This is a genomic window from Austwickia sp. (genome assembly GCA_016699675.1).
In the GTDB taxonomy this organism is placed as follows: Bacteria; Actinomycetota; Actinomycetes; order Actinomycetales; family Dermatophilaceae; genus Austwickia.
Genome location: CP064985.1, coordinates 1,588,301 through 1,606,661, shown reverse-complemented (window position 1 = coordinate 1,606,661; position 18,361 = coordinate 1,588,301). Strand labels below are relative to the sequence as shown.

At 72.9% G+C, this 18,361-nt stretch carries 19 protein-coding genes and 1 pseudogene; 12 read left to right on the top strand and 8 right to left on the bottom strand.

Features of this window, described 5'->3' with window-relative positions:
• Positions 1–14: 14 nt before the first annotated feature.
• Positions 15–1,406 (top strand): FAD-dependent oxidoreductase, encoded by a 1,392-nt coding sequence (locus tag IPK37_07365; GenBank protein ID QQS02153.1) that lies wholly within the window; start codon positions 15–17, stop codon positions 1,404–1,406.
• Here IPK37_07365 and IPK37_07360 read toward each other — a convergent pair.
• Positions 1,395–2,009: a TetR/AcrR family transcriptional regulator gene (locus IPK37_07360; protein ID QQS02152.1), complete on the bottom strand. Its 615-nt coding sequence runs from the start codon at positions 2,007–2,009 to the stop codon at positions 1,395–1,397. The genes IPK37_07365 and IPK37_07360 overlap by 12 nt on opposite strands.
• A 113-nt stretch (positions 2,010–2,122) precedes the next feature.
• Between IPK37_07360 and IPK37_07355 the strand changes: the two genes are divergently transcribed.
• Positions 2,123–3,376, top strand: coding sequence for a hypothetical protein (locus IPK37_07355; protein QQS02151.1), 1,254 nt, complete (start codon positions 2,123–2,125; stop codon positions 3,374–3,376).
• Positions 3,377–3,566: 190 nt separating this feature from the next.
• Here IPK37_07355 and IPK37_07350 read toward each other — a convergent pair whose 3' ends face one another.
• Both IPK37_07350 and IPK37_07345 read right to left on the bottom strand, forming a co-directional pair.
• Positions 3,567–3,722, bottom strand: coding sequence for a hypothetical protein (locus tag IPK37_07350; GenBank protein QQS02150.1), 156 nt, complete (start codon positions 3,720–3,722; stop codon positions 3,567–3,569).
• A 205-nt stretch (positions 3,723–3,927) separates the two neighbouring features.
• Positions 3,928–4,311 carry a hypothetical protein gene (locus IPK37_07345; protein ID QQS02149.1) on the bottom strand — a complete coding sequence of 128 codons (384 nt, stop codon included), beginning with the start codon at positions 4,309–4,311 and terminating at the stop codon, positions 3,928–3,930.
• A gap of 43 nt (positions 4,312–4,354) precedes the next feature.
• Between IPK37_07345 and IPK37_07340 the strand changes: the two genes are divergently transcribed.
• Positions 4,355–4,717 (top strand): DUF952 domain-containing protein, encoded by a 363-nt coding sequence (locus IPK37_07340; protein ID QQS02148.1) that lies wholly within the window; start codon positions 4,355–4,357, stop codon positions 4,715–4,717.
• Between the two features lie 18 nt (positions 4,718–4,735).
• Here IPK37_07340 and IPK37_07335 read toward each other — a convergent pair whose 3' ends face one another.
• Entirely contained in the window at positions 4,736–5,674 is a 939-nt protein-coding gene (locus IPK37_07335) for a DNA/RNA non-specific endonuclease (GenBank protein QQS02147.1), read from the bottom strand.
• Positions 5,675–5,847: 173 nt separating this feature from the next.
• Positions 5,848–6,438: a hypothetical protein gene (locus tag IPK37_07330; protein ID QQS02146.1), complete on the bottom strand. Its 591-nt coding sequence runs from the start codon at positions 6,436–6,438 to the stop codon at positions 5,848–5,850.
• A 428-nt stretch (positions 6,439–6,866) separates the two neighbouring features.
• Here IPK37_07330 and IPK37_07325 point away from each other — a divergent pair.
• The 8 genes and pseudogenes from IPK37_07325 to pknB all read left to right on the top strand — a co-directional run bounded on the left by IPK37_07325 (position 6,867) and on the right by pknB (position 16,097).
• Positions 6,867–7,238: pseudogene (locus IPK37_07325) on the top strand (DUF3662 domain-containing protein).
• Positions 7,239–7,541: 303 nt separating this feature from the next.
• The gene (locus tag IPK37_07320; GenBank protein QQS02733.1) at positions 7,542–8,054 is read left to right on the top strand and encodes an FHA domain-containing protein; all 513 of its coding nucleotides are present in this window, start codon (positions 7,542–7,544) and stop codon (positions 8,052–8,054) included.
• 7 nt (positions 8,055–8,061) lie between these two features.
• Positions 8,062–8,541, top strand: coding sequence for an FHA domain-containing protein (locus IPK37_07315; protein ID QQS02145.1), 480 nt, complete (start codon positions 8,062–8,064; stop codon positions 8,539–8,541).
• A 4-nt stretch (positions 8,542–8,545) separates the two neighbouring features.
• The gene (locus IPK37_07310; protein ID QQS02144.1) at positions 8,546–9,790 is read left to right on the top strand and encodes a serine/threonine-protein phosphatase; all 1,245 of its coding nucleotides are present in this window, start codon (positions 8,546–8,548) and stop codon (positions 9,788–9,790) included.
• Complete coding sequence (locus IPK37_07305) at positions 9,787–11,163, top strand: FtsW/RodA/SpoVE family cell cycle protein (protein QQS02143.1); 1,377 nt, start codon at positions 9,787–9,789, stop codon at positions 11,161–11,163. Before IPK37_07310 ends, IPK37_07305 begins: the two co-directional genes overlap by 4 nt.
• Entirely contained in the window at positions 11,160–12,635 is a 1,476-nt protein-coding gene (locus tag IPK37_07300; protein QQS02142.1) for a penicillin-binding protein 2, read from the top strand. Before IPK37_07305 ends, IPK37_07300 begins: the two co-directional genes overlap by 4 nt.
• Entirely contained in the window at positions 12,632–14,095 is a 1,464-nt protein-coding gene (locus IPK37_07295) for a serine/threonine-protein kinase (GenBank protein ID QQS02141.1), read from the top strand. Before IPK37_07300 ends, IPK37_07295 begins: the two co-directional genes overlap by 4 nt.
• An 82-nt stretch (positions 14,096–14,177) precedes the next feature.
• The gene (pknB, locus tag IPK37_07290; protein ID QQS02140.1) at positions 14,178–16,097 is read left to right on the top strand and encodes a Stk1 family PASTA domain-containing Ser/Thr kinase; all 1,920 of its coding nucleotides are present in this window, start codon (positions 14,178–14,180) and stop codon (positions 16,095–16,097) included.
• Between the two features lie 32 nt (positions 16,098–16,129).
• Here pknB and IPK37_07285 read toward each other — a convergent pair whose 3' ends face one another.
• The 3 genes from IPK37_07285 to IPK37_07275 are packed head-to-tail and all read right to left on the bottom strand — an operon-like array spanning position 16,130 to position 17,847.
• Complete coding sequence (locus tag IPK37_07285; protein ID QQS02139.1) at positions 16,130–16,786, bottom strand: aminodeoxychorismate/anthranilate synthase component II; 657 nt, start codon at positions 16,784–16,786, stop codon at positions 16,130–16,132.
• A 12-nt stretch (positions 16,787–16,798) separates the two neighbouring features.
• Positions 16,799–17,032, bottom strand: a complete 234-nt coding sequence (locus tag IPK37_07280) for a hypothetical protein (protein ID QQS03038.1) — start codon at positions 17,030–17,032, stop codon at positions 16,799–16,801.
• Complete coding sequence (locus IPK37_07275; GenBank protein QQS02138.1) at positions 17,032–17,847, bottom strand: class E sortase; 816 nt, start codon at positions 17,845–17,847, stop codon at positions 17,032–17,034. The genes IPK37_07280 and IPK37_07275 overlap by 1 nt, the downstream gene beginning before the upstream one ends.
• 191 nt (positions 17,848–18,038) lie before the next feature.
• On the opposite strand from IPK37_07275, the gene IPK37_07270 reads away from it, so the two are divergent.
• Positions 18,039–18,308 carry a cell division protein CrgA gene (locus tag IPK37_07270; protein QQS02137.1) on the top strand — a complete coding sequence of 90 codons (270 nt, stop codon included), beginning with the start codon at positions 18,039–18,041 and terminating at the stop codon, positions 18,306–18,308.
• Positions 18,309–18,361 lie beyond the last annotated feature (53 nt).

The window sequence follows — 18,361 nt, the reverse complement described above, 5'->3', positions numbered from 1 at the left end:
ACGGGAACCTGGTCATGAATACCCACGCCGCCGCCCCCGACACCCGCCGGGTGGCGGTCATCGGCGCCGGCCCCGCGGGTCTCTTCGCGGCCCAGGCGCTGACCACCCAGGATCGGGTCCCGGTCGAGGTCGACATCTACGATCGGCTGCCCGCGCCGTACGGACTGCTGCGCTATGGCGTCGCCCCCGACCACGAGAGCATCAAGTCGGTGGCGGACGCGTTGGCGCAGGTCTTCGAGCACGCCAACGTGCGGTTCTGCGGGTTCGTCGAGTTCGGCCAGGGGCTGACCCGCCGCGAGGCGCTCCTCGCCTACGACGCGATCATCTACGCGGCGGGGGCCGCCGAGGACATGCGGATGCACGTGCCGGGCGAGATGGTCGCCGGGAGCACCTCCGCGCGCGAGTTCGTCGCCTGGTACGGCGGGCACCCGGACGCCCGGCCGTTCCAGCTGGCGGGGGTCCGCACCGCGATCGCCATCGGCGTCGGCAACGTGGCGGTCGACGTCGCGCGGATCCTGCTCAAGCCGGCCACCGACCTGGAGTGGACGGACATGCCGCAGGACGTGCTCGACGAGCTGCGCCGCTCGACGGTGGACGAGGTGTACGTCGTGGGCCGGCGCGGCCTGCAGTACGCGGCGTTCACCACCAAGGAGCTCCGCGAGCTGATCGACATCGAGGGCGTCGAGGTCTCGGTGTCGCCGGGCGCGTTCGAGGGGATCGACACCGCGACGTTGGACCGTCGCCGCCGGACGAACCTCGAGGTGCTCCGTGCAGCCGTCGAACGCGAGGTGCCGCAGCCCCGGGCGCGGCTGCACTTCGAGTTCTGGTCCCGGCCGGTGGAGCTCATGACCGCGGAGGTCGACGGCCGCGAGCGCGTCACGCAGGTCGTGCTGGAACAGACCCGCATCGACGGCTCCCGCCTGGTCGGCACCGGTGCCACCCGCGAGGTGCCCGCCCAGCTCGTCCTGCGCGCCATCGGCTATCGCGGCACTCCGCTGCCCGACGTGCCGTTCGACATGAACCGCGGGGTCATCCCGAACGACGAGGGGCGCGTCCTGACCGAGGACGGCGAACCCTGCCCGCAGGAGTACGCGACCGGCTGGATCAAGCGCGGTCCCATCGGGGTGGTCGGCACCAACAAGTCGGACGCCGCCGAGACCGTCGGTCACCTCCTGGACGACCTCGCCGAGGCGCCGCCGCGCCCGCACCTGCTCGACGCCCACGAACTCATGCGCGCCCGCGGGTTCACCCCCACGACCCTGGAGGACTGGCAGCGGATCGACGCGGCCGAGCGCGGCCGCGGTGAGGGCTATGGACGCGAGCGCACCAAGGTCTCGCTCTGGCACGAACTCATCGACCTGGCCGTGCACGGCGGCGAGGCGGAGGTCGCCCGCTCAGCCGACTGACCCGCTGACCAAGGCCTCGGCCAGGGCGCGAATCGCGGAGAGATAGGTGTCGGCGACGAAGTCGTCGAGCACGCTCCCCTGGACGATGAAGCCCTGCGCGAGGGCCACCATCGCGGGCGCGCACGTGCGGCCCCGGCGGCGGGCGTCGGCCTCCGCAACCCCCCGCTCGTGGGACAGCCACGCCGCCACATAGGCGCCGGTGGCCTCGTAGAAGTCACCCAGCCCCCGCTGGGCCAGCACCCGGATCCGGGGGTGGGTGACCGCCTCGGCCCAGATCTGCAGGATGAGCCCGTCGGCCACCAGGCCCGGCTGGAGCCCGTCGAAGAGCCGCCGGAAGGCCTCCTCGGGTGGCGGGACGGGACGGTCATCGGCCGCCTGCCGCAGGGCATCCACCCGACCGCCGATCGTCGTCTCGGCCAGGGAGTAGACCAGGTCGTCCTTGCCCTTGAAGTACCCGTAGATGGCCCCGGCCGACATCCCCGAGGCGGCCATGATGTCCGACATGGCCATCCCGCTGAGGCCCTTGGTACGCAATACCTCGAACGCGGCGGCGTGGATTCGGGCGCGTTGCGCCGCGCGGTGCTCCTCGGTGACGACCGGCATCCCGCCAGGATACGCACCAACCAAAAAGAACGTTCGTTCTTGACAATGAAGCGGCGGCGGAGGAGGCTCAAGGCGTAAGAAAACGAGCGTTCTTTTTTTGAGAGGGACTGGCCATGCGGACATCTCTTCGTCCGGCGCAGCACACCGAGGCCGACCCGTCGGCCGAGCACCCGAGCGCCCGCTCCACCCGGCCCACCCCCGAGTCCGCGGGGGTGCCGATCGGAGTGCGGGCCGCCTGCCGCAGCACCGTCGTGGTGAGCCTGGCCGCGGCCGCCATCGTCACGATCCTGGCGACGCTCTTCCTCTGGCCGGTGCGCGCCGCGACCGCCACCGACCTGCCGCTGGTCCTCGCGGGCCCGCCGCAGGCGACGCAACTCGTCGAACGCCAGCTCCGCGACGCCGGCGCACCGTTCCGGACGACGCAGGTCGCCGACCGCGAGGCGGCGATCCGCAGCATCCGGGAGCGCGCGGCGTACGGCGGGATCGTCGTGACCCCCGCGACCCCGGCCGGCTCTCCTGCGCCGGGGACGTCCGGAGCGTCCGGAACTCCAGGGGCGTCCGGAACTCCAGGGGCGTCCGGAACCCCCGGGGCGCCCGGCGGCGGCCCGGCACCGGGGGCGCCCGCCGGCATGGCCGTCGACGTCGAGGTCCTCACGGCCTCGGCCGCCGCGCCGGCCGTGGCCCAGGCCCTGGCCCTGGCGAGCAGTCAGCTGCCCGCGGCGCCCGCGCCTGGGGTCACCGTGCGGGTCCGCACCAGCGACGTCGTACCGTTGGCCAGCACCGATCCGCGCGGAGCCGGCATCGGCATGCTGGCCCTGCCGCTCGGCATCGGGGGCCTGGTCGTGGGGACGCTGGTCGCGCTCCGGGTGCAGGGTCGGACCCCGGCACTGGTCGGGCTCATCGCCGCGGCCGCGCTCGCCGGGCTGGCCTGGGCGCTCGTCCTCAACCCGTGGTTCGGGCTGCTTACGGGCTCGTTCTGGGCGGAATGGGGCCTCGCCACGCTCGCCGTGGCCGCCACCGCCGCATTCGTCGCCGGGGCCCATGCGCTGCTCGGCATGCCCGGCATCGTCCTTGCGGCGCTGGTGACGACGCCGTTCGGGTTCCCCCTGGCGGGGGCGCAGCTGCCCCGCGAATTCCTGCCCGCCCCCTGGGGCGACGTCGGCCAAGGGCTCGTGCCCGGGGCGTCGGCGACGGCACTGCGCCTGGAGTCGTACTTCCCCGACGCCTCCCTGGGCGCGCCGCTCGCCGTCCTCACCACCTGGCTCGTGGTCGGCCTGGCGTGCCTGGCCCTCGGCCGGCGCCGCGGGCGCGGTCGGCGCGCGCACGGGCCAGCGCACCCGCAAGGGAACGGCTCTGCGCAGGGCTGAGCGCCGGCGTGAGTCTCACGGAGAGCACCAGGCGGGCGCGCACGCAACGAGGGCGGAGTGCCGAGGCACTCCGCCCTCGCAGGCGGTCGGTGGGCGAGTGACGCTACAGGGGACGGCCGGAGCCGGGACACGGGTGGTCGCCACTGCCGTTGCGGCAACTGGACCGGGCCACCCGGAAGTTTCGGCGCGATCAGACTCCGGCGATGAAGTAGTCGGCCGGGTGGAGACGGGCGTCGGACTCGGGAGCCGAGTCGCCGTCGATCTCGAACGCGTGCAGAACGTCGGTGCCGTTGATCCGGAAGAACTCCAGCTCGGCGGAGAGGTCGATGTCTTCGAGCGTGAACATGACTCAAGGGTCAAACACGTTGCGTCGTAAGGAAAGCCTTACCTCCTGGTAATGGGTACCCTACCCCGCGGTCATGAAGTTAGCGCAGGTCAGAGGTTTTGTTGACTGGCTCGTATCGTGAGACGCGACACTCGCTAAGCAGGCGCTCACCTGCGGTTTTACCGAGATACTCGCGAGTAGACCCGCTCGTCCGCCCCTGCTGCACTCACCGCCGGTCGTGGGCCCCCGCGAGCTCGACGACGTAGCCGACGAGTTCCTTGCCACCCAGCGGCCGAAACGCTCCGTCGATGGCGGGGATGCGGTGGAACTCGCCGCTGCCCCGCACCGGGACGGCGCCCGTGCCGTCCGTGGATTCCTCGTACGCACACGACGCCGCGTGAATGCTCCGGACCCGGCCCTCCACGATCCGTTCGACCTCCGTCATCTGATGCGTCTCGTCGCAACCAGCCAGGCCGCGCACGAACGCCCCCCCGAACACCCCCTCGAACCAGGGCACATCGGCGGGGCGGAGGTGCAGGGTCGTCTCGTCGCCCTGCGCCAGCGCGTCGCCGCAACAGCTCTGCTGCCACTCGTCGATCCACACGCGCATCCCCCCAGTGTGCCCCCCGGCGCGGGGTGCGATCATCCCCGACATGACCGTCTATCACCTCGCTCTCAGCTCGGATTGGGACGCCGCCCGCCAGCGGGGGAGTTATCCCGTCTCGACGCGAGGGGCGACGATCGAGCAGGTGGGCTACCTGCACGGCAGCACCGATCGGCGCCAGGCCGACGGGGTGGCCCGCCGCTTCTATGCCGACGTCACCGAACCGCTCGTGCTGCTGGAGCTCGACGAGGCCGCCCTCACGACGTACGGGCTCGTCGTCCGCCTCGAACCCGCCGACCCCACGCTGCCCGCGGGAGCGGGAGGGGAGCTGTTCCCGCACGTGTACGGCGGTCCGGTGCCGGTCGCGGCGGTGGTCGCCGCGACGCCGTACGTCGTGCCGCGGGGCGACTGAGGCCCGTGCCGCGCGACGTCACCAGCGGATGTCCGCCGCCCGGCGCACCTCCACGGCGGGCGAACCCGGGGGCAGCGCCGACTCGGCCCGCTCGACCAGGGCAGGGTCGAAGCGGACCCCGGTGCGGGCCGTCAGGAGGGACAGCGCCACCTGGTAGGTGCGGAACCGGGACAGGTCGATGCCCTCCAGGTGGTCCAGTCCCTGGCTGAGCAGGAAGGCCCGCGCCTCCAGGGCACCGGCGTCGACGTAGCAGATGACCTTCCAGTGCTCCCGCGGCAACTGCACGCCGCGGTAGGCCACGTCCGTGTCGGCGAGCACCGGTCCGGCGAAGACGCTGATCCGGCGCTGCTCCACGGCCACCGCCTCGAAGAGCGCGTCCTCCAGCAGGCCCCACACGCCGGAGCGGCGGGACTGGTTGAAGTCGTCGACCTGCGGGGTGATGTTGGTGAAGAAGAACGAGTCCGCGTTCGCGCGCTGGGCCTCGGCGCGGCTGCCCCAACACAGGTCGCGCCGGCGGGCCAGGTGGCCACGGTCGATCCGGTTGTCGGCGTACAGCTCGTCGCCGACCTGACAGTCGGCCGGAACGCGCGGGTCCAGCCGGAACCGCAGGCCCGTCCGCGCAAGGTCCACTCCGGCGGCGCCGTCGACGTTCCAGGCCACCCACCGCGCCAGGCGGCGGCGACGGGACAGGCACACCGAGAAGTGGGTGTAGTCGATGACGTCCGCGCCCCCTGCCCGGACGACGTCGCCGCGCAGGTCCGGCGCCAGCGTGGGCGTCGGCACCCGCACGGAAAGGAAGTCCACCGCGTAGCCCGCGCCGCCGACCCGTTCCGTCGGACCCTGCGGCGGCCGCGGCGCCCGGGCGCCCCGACTCTCGGCCGGGCGGTACGCCCGGTGCTCCGCGCGCCGGGCCGTGGGCGAATCCTGTTGTCTATCGGCAGAGTTCGGCTCCGTCATGACAAGAGCATCGGACCACCGGACGGCGTCCGCATGGCGCTGCGGTGAACGGTGGCGCAATCGTGGCGCCGACGGGGCCGCCCGAGCCGGGGGCCGAGGTGCCCTCCGTGGTCGGCCGGGGTCGGCGGGCCCGATCTGGCGGGCTTTCGCGACGTGGCCGGGAGAGACCTCCGTCAGGACTCGCGGTCCTCCGGGCGGCGAGGGTGGCGCTGCTCGATCCACTGCCGGGCATCGGGCGCGGTGTCCGCGGGCTCCTCGGGTGCCGCGTCGGGGCGACCGTCCTGCCAGTGCGCGCGGTGCCGCTCGTCGTACGACGGGCCCCTCGCGTCCGGAACCGCTGGGCGGTGGCCGGCGTGGTCGGCTTGGTCGTCATGGCCGCTGCCGTCCGGAGTCAGCCGATTTCCGTCCCGGTCCGTGGGTACGTCCGGATCGAGGCGGTCGGCCTCCCGCAGCCGCTGCTCGTGGGCGGCGTTGGCCTCGTCCCGCTCTCGGGCCAAGCGCTGCGCCTGCACCTCAGCGCTCTCCGCTCGCGCGGCTCGCTCGTCGGCCTCGGCGCGCACCCGGCGGGCCTCCGCCTCGGCCTGTGCCGCGTGTGCGGCGCGTTCGCGGGCCTCCCACTCGGAGTCCCGCGCGCTCTCGCGCAGCTGCGCGGCCTCGTGGCGGGCGCGTTCGACGCCGGCGCGCCGAGACTTCCGGACCGCAAGAACCAGGACCACGAGGGCCACTACCGCTGCGGCGAGCAACGCCCAGGTCAGTCCATCCATCAAGAACCTCCGTCGTTGATGTCGTCTTCCCCCGAGGACGAGCGCGCCCGGGCTGGTGGCGCGTCTGAACACCGAGTAGATACCCCTCGTACGCCCGCAGTATGCAGCCGTCCATGACGTCCGTCCAAGTCTGGCGAGATACAACCCGCCTGGTCAGAGGGAAGCCTTCGGAAGGCGCCCGCGCGTGGGCGGCCATCGGGGCGGCGACACGAGCGGCGAAGGGGCGGCGAGACGGGCGGCGAAGGGGCGATCGGCGAGGGACGGCGCGGTGGTGCCGCCGGGGCGGCGCGGTGGTGCCGCCGCGGCGGCGCTGCGGTGTCTGTCGGGCCCGTCCTGCCACGTTGCGCGGCCGCCGCTCCGCGCGGGTCCAGCTCGCTGCCAGGGCTGCCCGATACGCTGGGAGCCGCACCGTGCGGGAGGAGGCCGTCGTGGGGCTGTTCGACCGAGTCGAACGCAAGCTCGAAAGCGCCGTCAACGGCGCGTTCGCCCGCGCGTTCCGGGCCGAGGTGCAGCCTGTCGAGATCGCCTCCGCCATGCGCCGCGCGATGGACGACCGGGCCGCCGTCGTCGGCAAGGGCCGCACGATCGTGCCCAACCTGTTCGTGATCGACCTGTCCCCGACGGACTACGAGCGCCTCACCAGCTACACCGAACTCCTGGCCGACGAGCTCGTCGCGAGCGTGCAGGAACACGCGGAACAACAGCGCTATGTCCCCGGCGGGCCGTTCCACATCGACTTCCGCTCCCGGGAAGACCTCGAGACGGGCGTGTTCCGGGTCCGCCCCGCGACCGCGAAGCGCATCCCCGCCGCGGAGCCCGATGAGCGGGGGGCCGCCGACCGCCGCCGCGTCGAGCACGCCGAGGAATTGCGCCGGGCGCACCCGTTCCGCACCTCCGAAGCCGAGGCGCCCGCCCAGGGCGCCGCCGGACTGGCCAGCCATGCCGCGAGCGCCGCGGCCGGCTCGCTCGCCAGCACCGCCGCCGCGGCCCGGGCCGGGCGACCGCCGGTCCCCGAGCCGCCTGTCGGCGCGCCCTCCGTCAGCGCGCCGTCCGTCGCCGAGCAGCCCGTCGACGGTCCGGCAGCCGCCCCGCCGGCCGTCGCCATGATGCCCGCGCCCGACCGGGTCACCGGCCCCGACGTACCGGCCGGATCGGCCGCGCCCGCTGAGGCACCGCCGTACGCCGCGCCCGTCGCACCGCCGTACGCCGCACCGGCGCACGCCATCCCCGCCGAGGAGCCGGCCCAACCCGCCCAGCTGGCCCGGCCCGAGCCGCAACCCGGCGTCCCTCCGGCGGCCCCGATGCCGCTGGAGGACCCGGCGGACCGGCCGTGGCTGGAGTGCGACGGCGACCACTACCCGCTGCTCGGGGCGCTGACCGTGCTGGGCCGGGACCCAAGCGCCGACATCACGCTGGAGGATGCGGGCATCAGTCGCCGGCACGCCGAGATCCGCGTGACGCACGACGGCCCCCACTTCGCCATCACGGTGCGCGACCTCGGCTCGACCAATGGCACCTTCGTCAACGGCGACCGCGTCACCACCCGCCGGGTGGCCGAGGGCGACCGGCTGACCATGGGGCGCACCAGCCTGCTGATCCGCGCCGGCCGGAGGTGAGCGCCCGTTGAGCGAGCTCACCCTGACCGCCGTACGGCTCGGCCTGCTCGTGCTGCTCTGGCTCTTCGTGTTCAGCATCGTGGGGGTGATCCGCAGCGACCTCTACGGCACGCGGATCGTCCGGCGCGGGGCGGACGGCCGCGCCCGCGTGCGCCCGACCTCGAACGTCCCGAGCACGCGGGACCGCCGCGGCCGAGGACTGCGTCAGCTCGTGGTCGTCGAGGGGCCGCTCAAGGGCACTAGCGTCCCGCTGCGCCCGGCGGGGATCCTGCTCGGCCGCAACCCCGAGTGCAGCCTGGTGCTCGACGACGACTTCGCCTCCGGCCGCCACGCCCGCATCTTCGAGCAGGACGGACAGTGGTTCGTGGAGGACCTGACCTCAACCAACGGCACGTTCGTCGGCGGGCATCGCCTGGCGGAGCCGGTGGCCGTCCGGGACGGCAGCAGGCTGCAGATCGGCCAGACGGTGCTGGAGCTGCGGCGGTAACCGGATGACCTTCGCCCTGGACTATGCGGCGCGCACCGACGTGGGGCTGGTGCGGTCGCGCAATGAGGACTCCGGCTACGCCGGGCCGCACCTGCTCGCCATCGCGGACGGGATGGGCGGTCATGCCGGCGGCAACGTCGCATCTTCCCTGGTGGTCGGCCGCCTGGCGCCGCTGGACGGGGACAGCCACGGCAGCGACGACGCGCTGGACATCCTCGCCGACGCCATCGCCGAGGCGAACGCCTCCCTGGCCCACGAGGTCGACGCCAACCCCGAGCTGGGCGGGATGGGCACGACGCTCACGGCGCTGATGAAGGCCGGCTCGCACGGGCTGGCCCTGGTGCACATCGGGGACAGCCGCGCCTACCTGCTGCGCGGCACGGACTTCACGCAGATCACGAAGGACCACAGCTTCGTCCAGACCCTCGTCGACTCGGGCCGCATCTCGGCGGAGGAGGCCGAGCACCACCCGCAGCGCTCCCTGGTGACCCGGGTGCTCACCGGCTCCGAGGACGACGAGCCGGACCTGGCGATGCGCGAGCCGCGCATCGGCGACCGCTACCTGATCTGCTCCGACGGCCTCTCGGATTATGTCGCCTTCGACACGATCGCCGAGGTCGTGCGCATGGGGCTGGGACCCGCCGAGACGACCCGCCGGCTGGTCGACCTCGCCATGCGCAGCGGCGCGCCCGACAACGTCACCTGCGTCATCGGCGACATCGTCCCCACCGCCCGCGCGAGCGCCACCCAGCCCGTCATCGTCGGGGCGGCCGCCGAACGGCAGGCCTCCGGGATCAGCGGGGCCAGCCCGGCCGAGAAGGCCGCCGCGCTGGCCCGGGCGGCCACCGGGGCGACGACCCCGGAGGACGACGAGGAGGACGAGGGCCGACCTGGGCGCCGGTGGCTGCGGATGCTCGCGGTGATCCTGGTGCTGCTCGCGGCGATGCTGGCGGCGGCGTACGCCGGGTGGCAGTGGACCCGCACCCAGTACTACGTCGGTGACCAGGGCGGCACCGTGGCGATCTATCGCGGCGTGCCGCAGACGCTGGGACCCGTGCAGCTCTCGAGCGTCGAGACCCCGACCGACCTGCAGGTCGCTGAACTACCCGAGATGTGGCGCGGCCGGCTCGACGGCCAGATCCGCACCGGCAGCCTGGACGAGGCCCGCGCCAAGGTCGACGAGATGCGCACCGCCGCCGAGGCGTGCCGGTCCCTCGGGCCGAGCGCCACCTGCGGGGGGGCGCCATGACGACCGTCAGCGTCTTTCGCACCGGCACCCGCCGCAATGTCGAGCTCCTGCTGCTGCTCTTCGCGGTGGGCCTGGTCCTGATCGCCTACCTCAACGTCGGCCTCGCGACGACCGGTCAGGTGCCGGTCGATCTCGTCACGCAGGGCGCCTGGCTGCTGGCGTTCGCGCTGGGCTTCCACGCGGTGCTGCGCTGGCGGGCGGCGTACGCCGACCCCCTCATGCTGCCGATCGCCACCCTGCTCAACGGGCTCGGGATCGTGATGATCCACCGCCTCGACGTGGCCGTGGGCGGCGAGGGCGCGACGGCCCCCCGGCAGATCATGTGGGCGGGCCTGTCGATGGTCGTCGCCGCGTTGGTGCTCGTGGCTTTGCGGGATCATCGGATCCTGCGGCGCTACACCTACACGTTCATGCTGGTCGGTCTCGTCGCGTTGCTCCTGCCGCTGCTACCCGTGCTCGGCAAGGAGAAGGGCGGGGCGCGGATCTGGATCGAGCTCGGCCCCCTGTCGTTCCAGCCGGGCGAGATCGCGAAGATCCTGCTTACGGTGTTCTTCGCGGGCTACCTCATCCAGGCCCGCGACGCCCTCTCGCTCGCCGGCCGCGAGATCGCGGGCTTCCGGCTGCCCCGGGGCCGCGACCTCGGGCCGATCCTGGTCGCCTGGGCGCTGGGCGTCGCGGTCCTCGTGTTCGAGAGCGACCTCGGCACCTCGCTGCTGTTCTTCGGGCTGTTCGTGGCCATGCTGTACGTCGCGACCGAGCGCAAGAGTTGGATCGCCATCGGCATGAGCCTGTTCTGCGGGGCGGCGTTCGTGGCGTACCTGCTGTTCGCCCACCTGCAGCGCCGCGTGCACATCTGGCTGGACCCCTGGTCGAGCGAGTACTGGGACCAGAGCTATCAGCTCCGGCAGGGGCTCATGGGCCTCGGCGCCGGCGGCATGCTCGGGACCGGGCTGGGGCAGGGCCGCCCGCAGATCACCCCGCTGGCCGACAGCGACTTCATCTTCGCCAGCCTCGGCGAGGAGCTCGGCCTGGTCGGCGCCTTCGCGATCCTGATCCTCTACGCCCTCCTCGTCGAGCGGGGGCTGCGCACGGCGCTGGGCACCCGCGACGGGTTCGGCAAGCTGCTCGCGACCGGCCTGGCGTTCACGATGGCGCTGCAGGTCTTCACCATCGTCGGGGGCGTGCTGCGGGTCATCCCGTTGACGGGCTTGACCACCCCCTTCCTGTCCGCCGGTGGCTCCTCGCTGCTGGCCAACTGGACCATCGTGGCGATCCTGCTGCGGATCAGCGACCACGCCCGCCGACCCGTGCCCGACCCCAACCAGCTCCCGCCCGCGGCGGAGGCCCCGACGAGCGTGGTGAGCGCCCCGTGAACGCGCCTATCCGCCGGCTGTCGGTGCTGGTCGCCGCGATGTTCGGGCTCCTGCTGATCTTCGGGTCGTGGGTGCAGTTCGCCGACGCCAAGTCGCTGCGCGACGCCGAGGGCAACAGTCGCACCCTGCTCTCGTCGTACGAGCAGGAGCGCGGCGCCATCCTCGTCGACCAGACCCAGGTGGCCCGGTCCGAGAAGGCGCCCAGCGGGGAGTCGGTCAAGTACGTCCGGAACTACCCGCAGGGTCCCCTCTACGGGCACCTCACCGGCTGGTTCTCCCTGTCGTACGGCGCGGGCGGCCTGGAACTGGCCGAGAACGAACTGCTCTCCGGCTCCTCGGACGCGCTGTTCTACCGCCGGCTCGGTGACCTCCTCACCGGCAAGCGGCCCACCGGGGTGAACCTCGACCTCACGATCGACGCGCGCACCCAGCAGGCCGCCGACAAGGCCCTGGGGAACAGGCGCGGCGCGATCGTCGCGCTCGACCCCAAGACCGGGGCGATCCTCGCCATGGTCAGCCACCCGCAGTACGACCCGAACGCCATCTCCACCGTGGACGCCACCGCCGCCCAGAAGGCCTGGAAGAGCTATTCCGCCGATGGCGCCAAGCCCATGGTCAACCGGGCGATCGCCGGCGACCTCTACCCGGCCGGCTCGACGTTCAAGGTCGTGCTCGCCGCCGCCGCGCTGCGGGCCGGACGGACCGAGAACTCCCGGCTCACCGGCGTGGCCCGGCTTCCGATCCCGCAGACCTCGCACACCCTGCCCAACGACTGGAACGGCCCGTGCGGCGGCGGCACGGTCACCCTCACCGAGGCCCTGGCCATGTCGTGCAACACAGCCTTCGCGCAGCTCGGGCTGGACCTGGGGGCGCAGTCGATCAAGGACGAGGCCGCCCGGTTCGGGTTCGGCAAGGAGCTCGAGGTGCCGCTGAAGGTGACGCCCTCCGCGACGGGCCCCATGGACAACCCGCCGAAGGTGGCCTACACCTCGATCGGCCAGCAGGACGTGCAGGTCACGCCCCTGCAGATGGCCATGGTCGCCGCCGGCGTCGCGAACGGCGGGTCGGTGATGCGGCCCTACCTCGTCAAGCAGACCCGCGGCTCGGGCCTCGACGTGGTGGACACGGCCAAGCCCACCGAGCTGTCCCGCGCGCTGTCCCCCGACCAGGCGTCCGCGTTGACCCGGATGATGGTCCAGGTGACCGAGTCCGGCCAGGGCACCGGCCGCGCTGCCCGCATCCCGGGCATGCAGGTCGCCGCGAAGTCGGGGACCGCCGAACACGGCCAGGACGCCGCGGGGAACCCGCTGGCCCCGCACGCCTGGTTCATCTCGTTCGCCCCGGCCGACGACCCCAAGGTCGCGGTCGCCGTCCTCGTGGAGAACGGGGGGCTGAGCGCACCAGGGCCCGGCGCCTCGTTCGACGCCGCACCCCTCGCCCAGGAAGTCATGAAGGCAGTGATGAACCGATGAGCATCGAGCCCGGCAGCGTGTACGGCAACCGTTACACGCTCATCGACCGGATCGCGTACGGCGGCATGGGCGAGGTCTGGAAGGCCTCCGACAAGGTCCTCGGGCGCACGGTCGCGATCAAGCTCCTGTCGCCCAATCTCGCCGAGCAGCCGGGCTTCGTCGAGCGCTTCCGCGAGGAGGCGCGGCACACCGCCCTGCTCGGGCACCACAACATCGCCACCGTGTACGACTACGGCAAGGAAGACGCGGCCGGTGCCGGCACGTCGTGGCTGGTCATGGAGTACGTCGAGGGCGAGCCGCTGTCGCAGATCATCCGGCGCGAGGGTCCCCAGTCGCCGCGGCGGACCGCCATGATCATCGGTCAGTGCGCGGACGCCCTGCAGGCCGCCCACGAGGCCGGCGTTGTGCACCGCGACGTCAAGCCCGCCAACATCCTGGTGCGCCCCGACGGGGTCGTGAAGCTCACCGACTTCGGCATCGCGCGCGCGAAGGACGCCTCCCCGTTGACGCGCACGGGAGAGGTGATGGGCACGGCACAGTACATCTCGCCGGAGCAGGCGATGGGCAAGCCGGTGACCCGCGCCTCCGACATCTACTCGCTCGGGGTGGTGGCCTACGAGCTGCTGACCGGGAACCGCCCGTTCGACGAGGGCGCCCCGTTCGCCACGGCGATGGCGCACGTCCACAAGGCACCCCCCGCGCTGCCCGGCTCGGTGCCCTCGGCGATGGCCACCGTGGTCGCGAGTTGCCTCGCCAAGGACCCGGCGCAGCGGCCGGCCAGCGCGGCGGCCCTCGCCGCGGCGATGCGCGGCGGCCCGGCGGCCGCGGCGGCCGCGGTGCCGGCCGGTTTCGACCCCACCCGCGTGATGGCCGACCCGGCCGCGACGGCCAAGCTGGCCGACCCCACGGCGTACGCCCAGTCCCAGCGCACCGCGGTCGTGGCGGCCGGCGCCACCCGGCCGGACGAGCCCCGCAAGACCATCCCCTGGCTGTGGGCCGTCTTCGCGGTGCTCGCGCTGCTGGCGCTGTTCGCCATCTTGCGGATGACCGGCGTCATCGGCAACGACACCCCGAAGAACAGCCCCACCAGCAGCGTCCCCACGGTCACGTCGAAGACGACGTCGACCACCAGCACCACCACGACGACCACCACGACCACGACGAAGTCGGCGGACAGCATCGATCCGACGATCTACGTGGGCAGTCCGCGCGCCAACGTGGAGAACGCCCTCAAGCGGCTGGGCTACACGAAGTTCACCTACGACATGGTCGACAACGACAAGCCCGCGGGCACCGTCCTCGCGGTCAACCCCAGTGGCGTCGTCCCGTTCGACCAGCCGATCACCCTGCGGATCAGCAACGGACCGCCGCCGACTGAGACCCAGGAGCCCAGCGCCCCCCCGAGCACCCCGTCGGCGCCGAGCCCCCCGACCGTGACCCCGACGACCAAGAAGCCCTGACCGCTCGGCGTCTCGGGCCGCCCCGCCCGCGACGTCCCGGCCCGTCTTACCCGTGCCAGACCTGATCCAGGGAGAGGATCGCGTGGAGGAGTCCACCACCCAACGCAGTGTGCCGATCAACGAGCGCGTGCTCGTCGGCCGCTACCAGGTGGGCGAACTCATCGGGCGCGGCGGCATGGCCGAGGTGCACGCCGGCTGGGATACCCGTCTCGGCCGCGAGGTGGCCGTCAAGGTGCTCCGCTCCGACCTGGCGCGGGACCCCTCGTTCCTGCAGCGCTTCCGGCGCGAGGCGCAGTCCGCGGCCGGCTTGAACCACCCCAGCATCGTCGCCGTCTACGACTCCGGCGAGGACGTGGCCGTCGAGCTCGGCGGCGCGAGCATCGCCGTCCCGTTCATCGTCATGGAGCGGGTGCACGGCCGGACGCTGCGCGAGCTGTTGCACGAGGCGGGCGGCCCGTTGCCGCAGAAGGAGGCCTGCCGGGTGGTCGCGGCGACGCTGCGGGCGCTGGCGTACAGCCACACGAACGGCCTGGTCCACCGGGACATCAAGCCGGCGAACGTCATGGTCACCGACGACGGGAAGGTCAAGCTCACCGACTTCGGGATAGCCCGCGCGATCGCCGACTCCGCCGCGACGATGACCAACACCTCGGTGGTGGTGGGGACCGCGCAATACCTCTCTCCCGAGCAGGCCCAGGGCCAGACGATCGACGCGCGGGCCGATGTGTACGCCGCCGGCTGCGTCCTGTATGAGCTGCTGACCGGCCGGCCGCCCTTCACGGGGGACAGCCCGCTCGCGATCGCCTATCAGCACGTGGGCCAGAGCCCCCAGCCGCCCTCGACGTACAACGGCAGCCTGAGCCGGGAGGTCGACGCGGTCGTCCTGCACGCGCTGGCGAAGGCCCCGGCGGACCGGTACCCGGCCGCGGGGCAGTTCGCCGCCGACCTGGAGGCCCTGGTCGCGGGGCGGCCGCCGAGCGAGGCCGCCCTGGCGACCCTGCCGCCCGAGACCCCCGAACCTGCGGAAACGCTCACCTCCGACGCCGCCGCCACGGCCACCGACGCACCCGGGGCGGCGCGCGCGGCGGGTGCCAGGGCCGCGGGGGGCGCGGGAGCCGACGCCGATGGCAGCACCCGGATCGTCCCGGCGGCCCAGGACGGGCATACCGACACCTTGCCCGTCGTGGTGCGCGCGGCGCCGACCCGGCGCCGCAAGGTGCAGATCGGCCTGCTCGGGCTGCTCGGCATCGTCGTCGTCACGGTCCTGTCGATCCTGCTGGCGCAGGGCAAGATCGTCGACGTCGGGGGCGTCACCGTCCCCGACGTCCGGACCAAGACCCTCCAGGAGGCGCAGGACCAGCTCACCGGCCTCGGGCTCGCGGCGGACGTGCGGTACGTCGCGAACCGCGCCGCCAAGGACACCGTCGTGCGGCAGAACCCCGAGGGCGGCGCCCAGGCGGCCGCGGGCAGCCGGGTGCGGCTGGACGTGTCGAGCGGGCCGGGCAACGTGCAGTTGCAGCAGTTCGCGGGCTATCAGCTCATGGTCGTCGAGTCGACGCTGACGGATCAGAACCTCAAATACACGATCGAGCGGGTCGAGAGCTTCGAATACGGCCAGGACACCGTCGTCGGCACCGAGCCCAAGGCGGGAACCACGGTGACGGAGGGGTCCTCGGTCAAGATCCTCGTGAGCAACGGCAAGGTCGTCGTCCCCGACCTGCGCGGCAAGACCGAGGACGTGGTCCGGGACAGCCTGCGCAAGATCACCCTGAAGTTCACCCCGGAGTACGTCGACGGCAGCGGTGCGCCGGGCACCGTGACCAGCCTGGACTTCGTGGGCGTGGCGGTGAACCAGGGCTCAGAGGTCAAGGGCAAGGTCATCCGCGGCCCCATCCCGACGGTCACCGTCACCCGCACCTACACCCCACCGCCGCCCACGCCGCGGCCGACCACGCCGACGACCGGCGCACCCACGACGGCCCCGGGCGCCCAGGCCGAGTAGCGGCTGCCGGAGGAGTGGCGGCCGGTCGCGGGTCAGCCGCGCAGCGTCGCCGCCGCTTGGGTGGCCGCCGCGCCGACGAGGGGACTGAGCGGCGCCGCCCGTCGTACGGCGTCCTCGATCCCGCACTCGACCAGCCAGTTCGCGAGCAGGCGATGGCCACCCTCGGTGAGCACGCTCTCGGGGTGGAACTGCACGCCGTGCAGCGGCGCGTAGCGATGCGCGACGCCCATGATGACCCCCGACTCCGTGCGCGCGGTGACCACCAGCTCCGCGGGCAGGGTGTCCGGGCGGATGGCCAGCGAGTGGTAGCGCGTGGCGGTCAGCGGATTCCTCAGCCCCGCGAACACGCCCGCCTCCTCGTGGTGCACCCGCGAGGTCTTGCCGTGCAGCAGCTCGGGGGCCCGGTCGACCGTCGCCCCGAAGGCGACGCCCAACGCCTGGTGGCCGAGGCAGACCCCGAGCATCGGCACGCCGGCCTCGCCGCAGGCCCGGATGATGTCGACGCTGACCCCCGCCCGTTCGGGGGTCCCCGGGCCGGGGCTGACCAGTACGCCGTCGTAGTCGGCCGCCTCACGGGCGGCGATGGTGTCCGTACGGCGTACGTCGCACTCGGCACCCAACTGTTGGCAGTAGCCGACGATCGTGTAGACGAAGCTGTCGAAGTTGTCGACGACGAGGATCCTGCTCACCCAGGCATGGTCTCAGACGAGGGCGCCGCCGCCACACGTGGTCAGGCCGGCGAGGACGGCGGTCACGGAATCGGGGGACCGGGTCCACAGGCCCCCCACGGTCGGGTCGTTGACCGGCAGGTGCCCGGCGATCCACGGGAAGACCCACAGAAAACACGCGACGACGACGCCCGCGGCCAGGGCGAGGCAGCACAGCACTCGCACGGGCGCCGGGCCGGGCAGGAGGCGCCAGAGCGCGGCGTACATCAGGACGCCCCGGGGGCGCCCGGTGGCGGCTGCAGCGCGCGACTGACCTGCGGCGCGGTCGCCACGGTCGGCGCCTCGGCGGTGCGCGGCACCCAATTCTCGAGCTTGGCGTGGACGACCCAGCGGCGCTGGGCCGTCCAGTGCGGCTCGCACGCGATCAGCGTCATCCATGCCTCGGTGGGCTGGACGCCGGGCTGGTCCGGGACGGGCGCGTAGACCTGGACCCTGGTGGGCTCGACGATGTGGTGCCGCTCCACGCGGTAGACGGCCCACCCGTCCTCGACCTCGGCGACGATGGCGTCGCCGGCGCGGAGGGTGTCGATGAGGTTGTACGGGTGGGAGTAGGTGTCCCGGTGGCCGGCGGTGGCGAAGTTGCCCACCTGGCCCGGAAGCGCCGAACCGGGGTCGTGCCCGACGCCCCGGTCCAGCTGGGCCACCGACGTGCCCTGGATCAGCGGCTGCGGACCGTTGCCGAACCGCGGGACGGTGATCAGGCCGAACGCCTCGCCCGCGGGGATGTCATCGGTGCGCAGCGCGGTGGCGGTCGGCCCGCCCGGCACGCGCGGGGCGGTCGCGCTGGGGGGGGTCGCGAATTGGCGCTGCAGCTGGTCGACCGTCGCCGCCGCGGCGCTCGTGGCCTCCCGGGTGACCCACCAGACCTGCCACGCGACGAAGAGCAACAGGAAGGCGCCGAGGGTGAGCAGCACCTCGCCGAGTCCACCGACGATCCGGGACCAGAGGGGCCGCCGAGGGGCGGCGCTCGCACCCGCCGGCTCGTGACTGCGCGCCGCCGTGGCCCCAGCGTCCGTCGTCACGAGTCCCTCCTCGGGCTGATCCTCTTGTCTTCCAGGGTAATTCGTTACGGCAACGGCGCCGGGCAGGGGGTCGGGCGCGCGGCGCCGGGCGCGTGGCGAGGTCGGCCGCCCGCCGACGGCCCCTTAGGCTAAGAAGCGAACTCGCCCAGCGTCGCTGGGCCCATGTGCTTGTTGAGCAGCAGGAGTACGTCGTGACCGAGCCCCGTCCGGCCCGCAAGCCGGCCAAGTCCACGCCCACCAGCGTGCGTCGGCCCGTCGCCTCGAAGGCGCGACCCAAGGATGCAAGTCCCGCCTGGTACGCCCCCACCTTCGTCACGCTCATGCTGCTGGGGCTGCTGTGGATCGTGATCTTCTACCTGAGCCAGGGCCGCTTTCCGGTGGGCTCCCTCGGCAACTGGAACCTCGGCGTCGGGGCTGCCCTGCTCATCGGCGGCTTCCTGATGACCACGAACTGGCGCTGACGAGCGGGCGCGCTATCCACACCTGTTGACAAGGCTGTGATTACAGCCGTGTG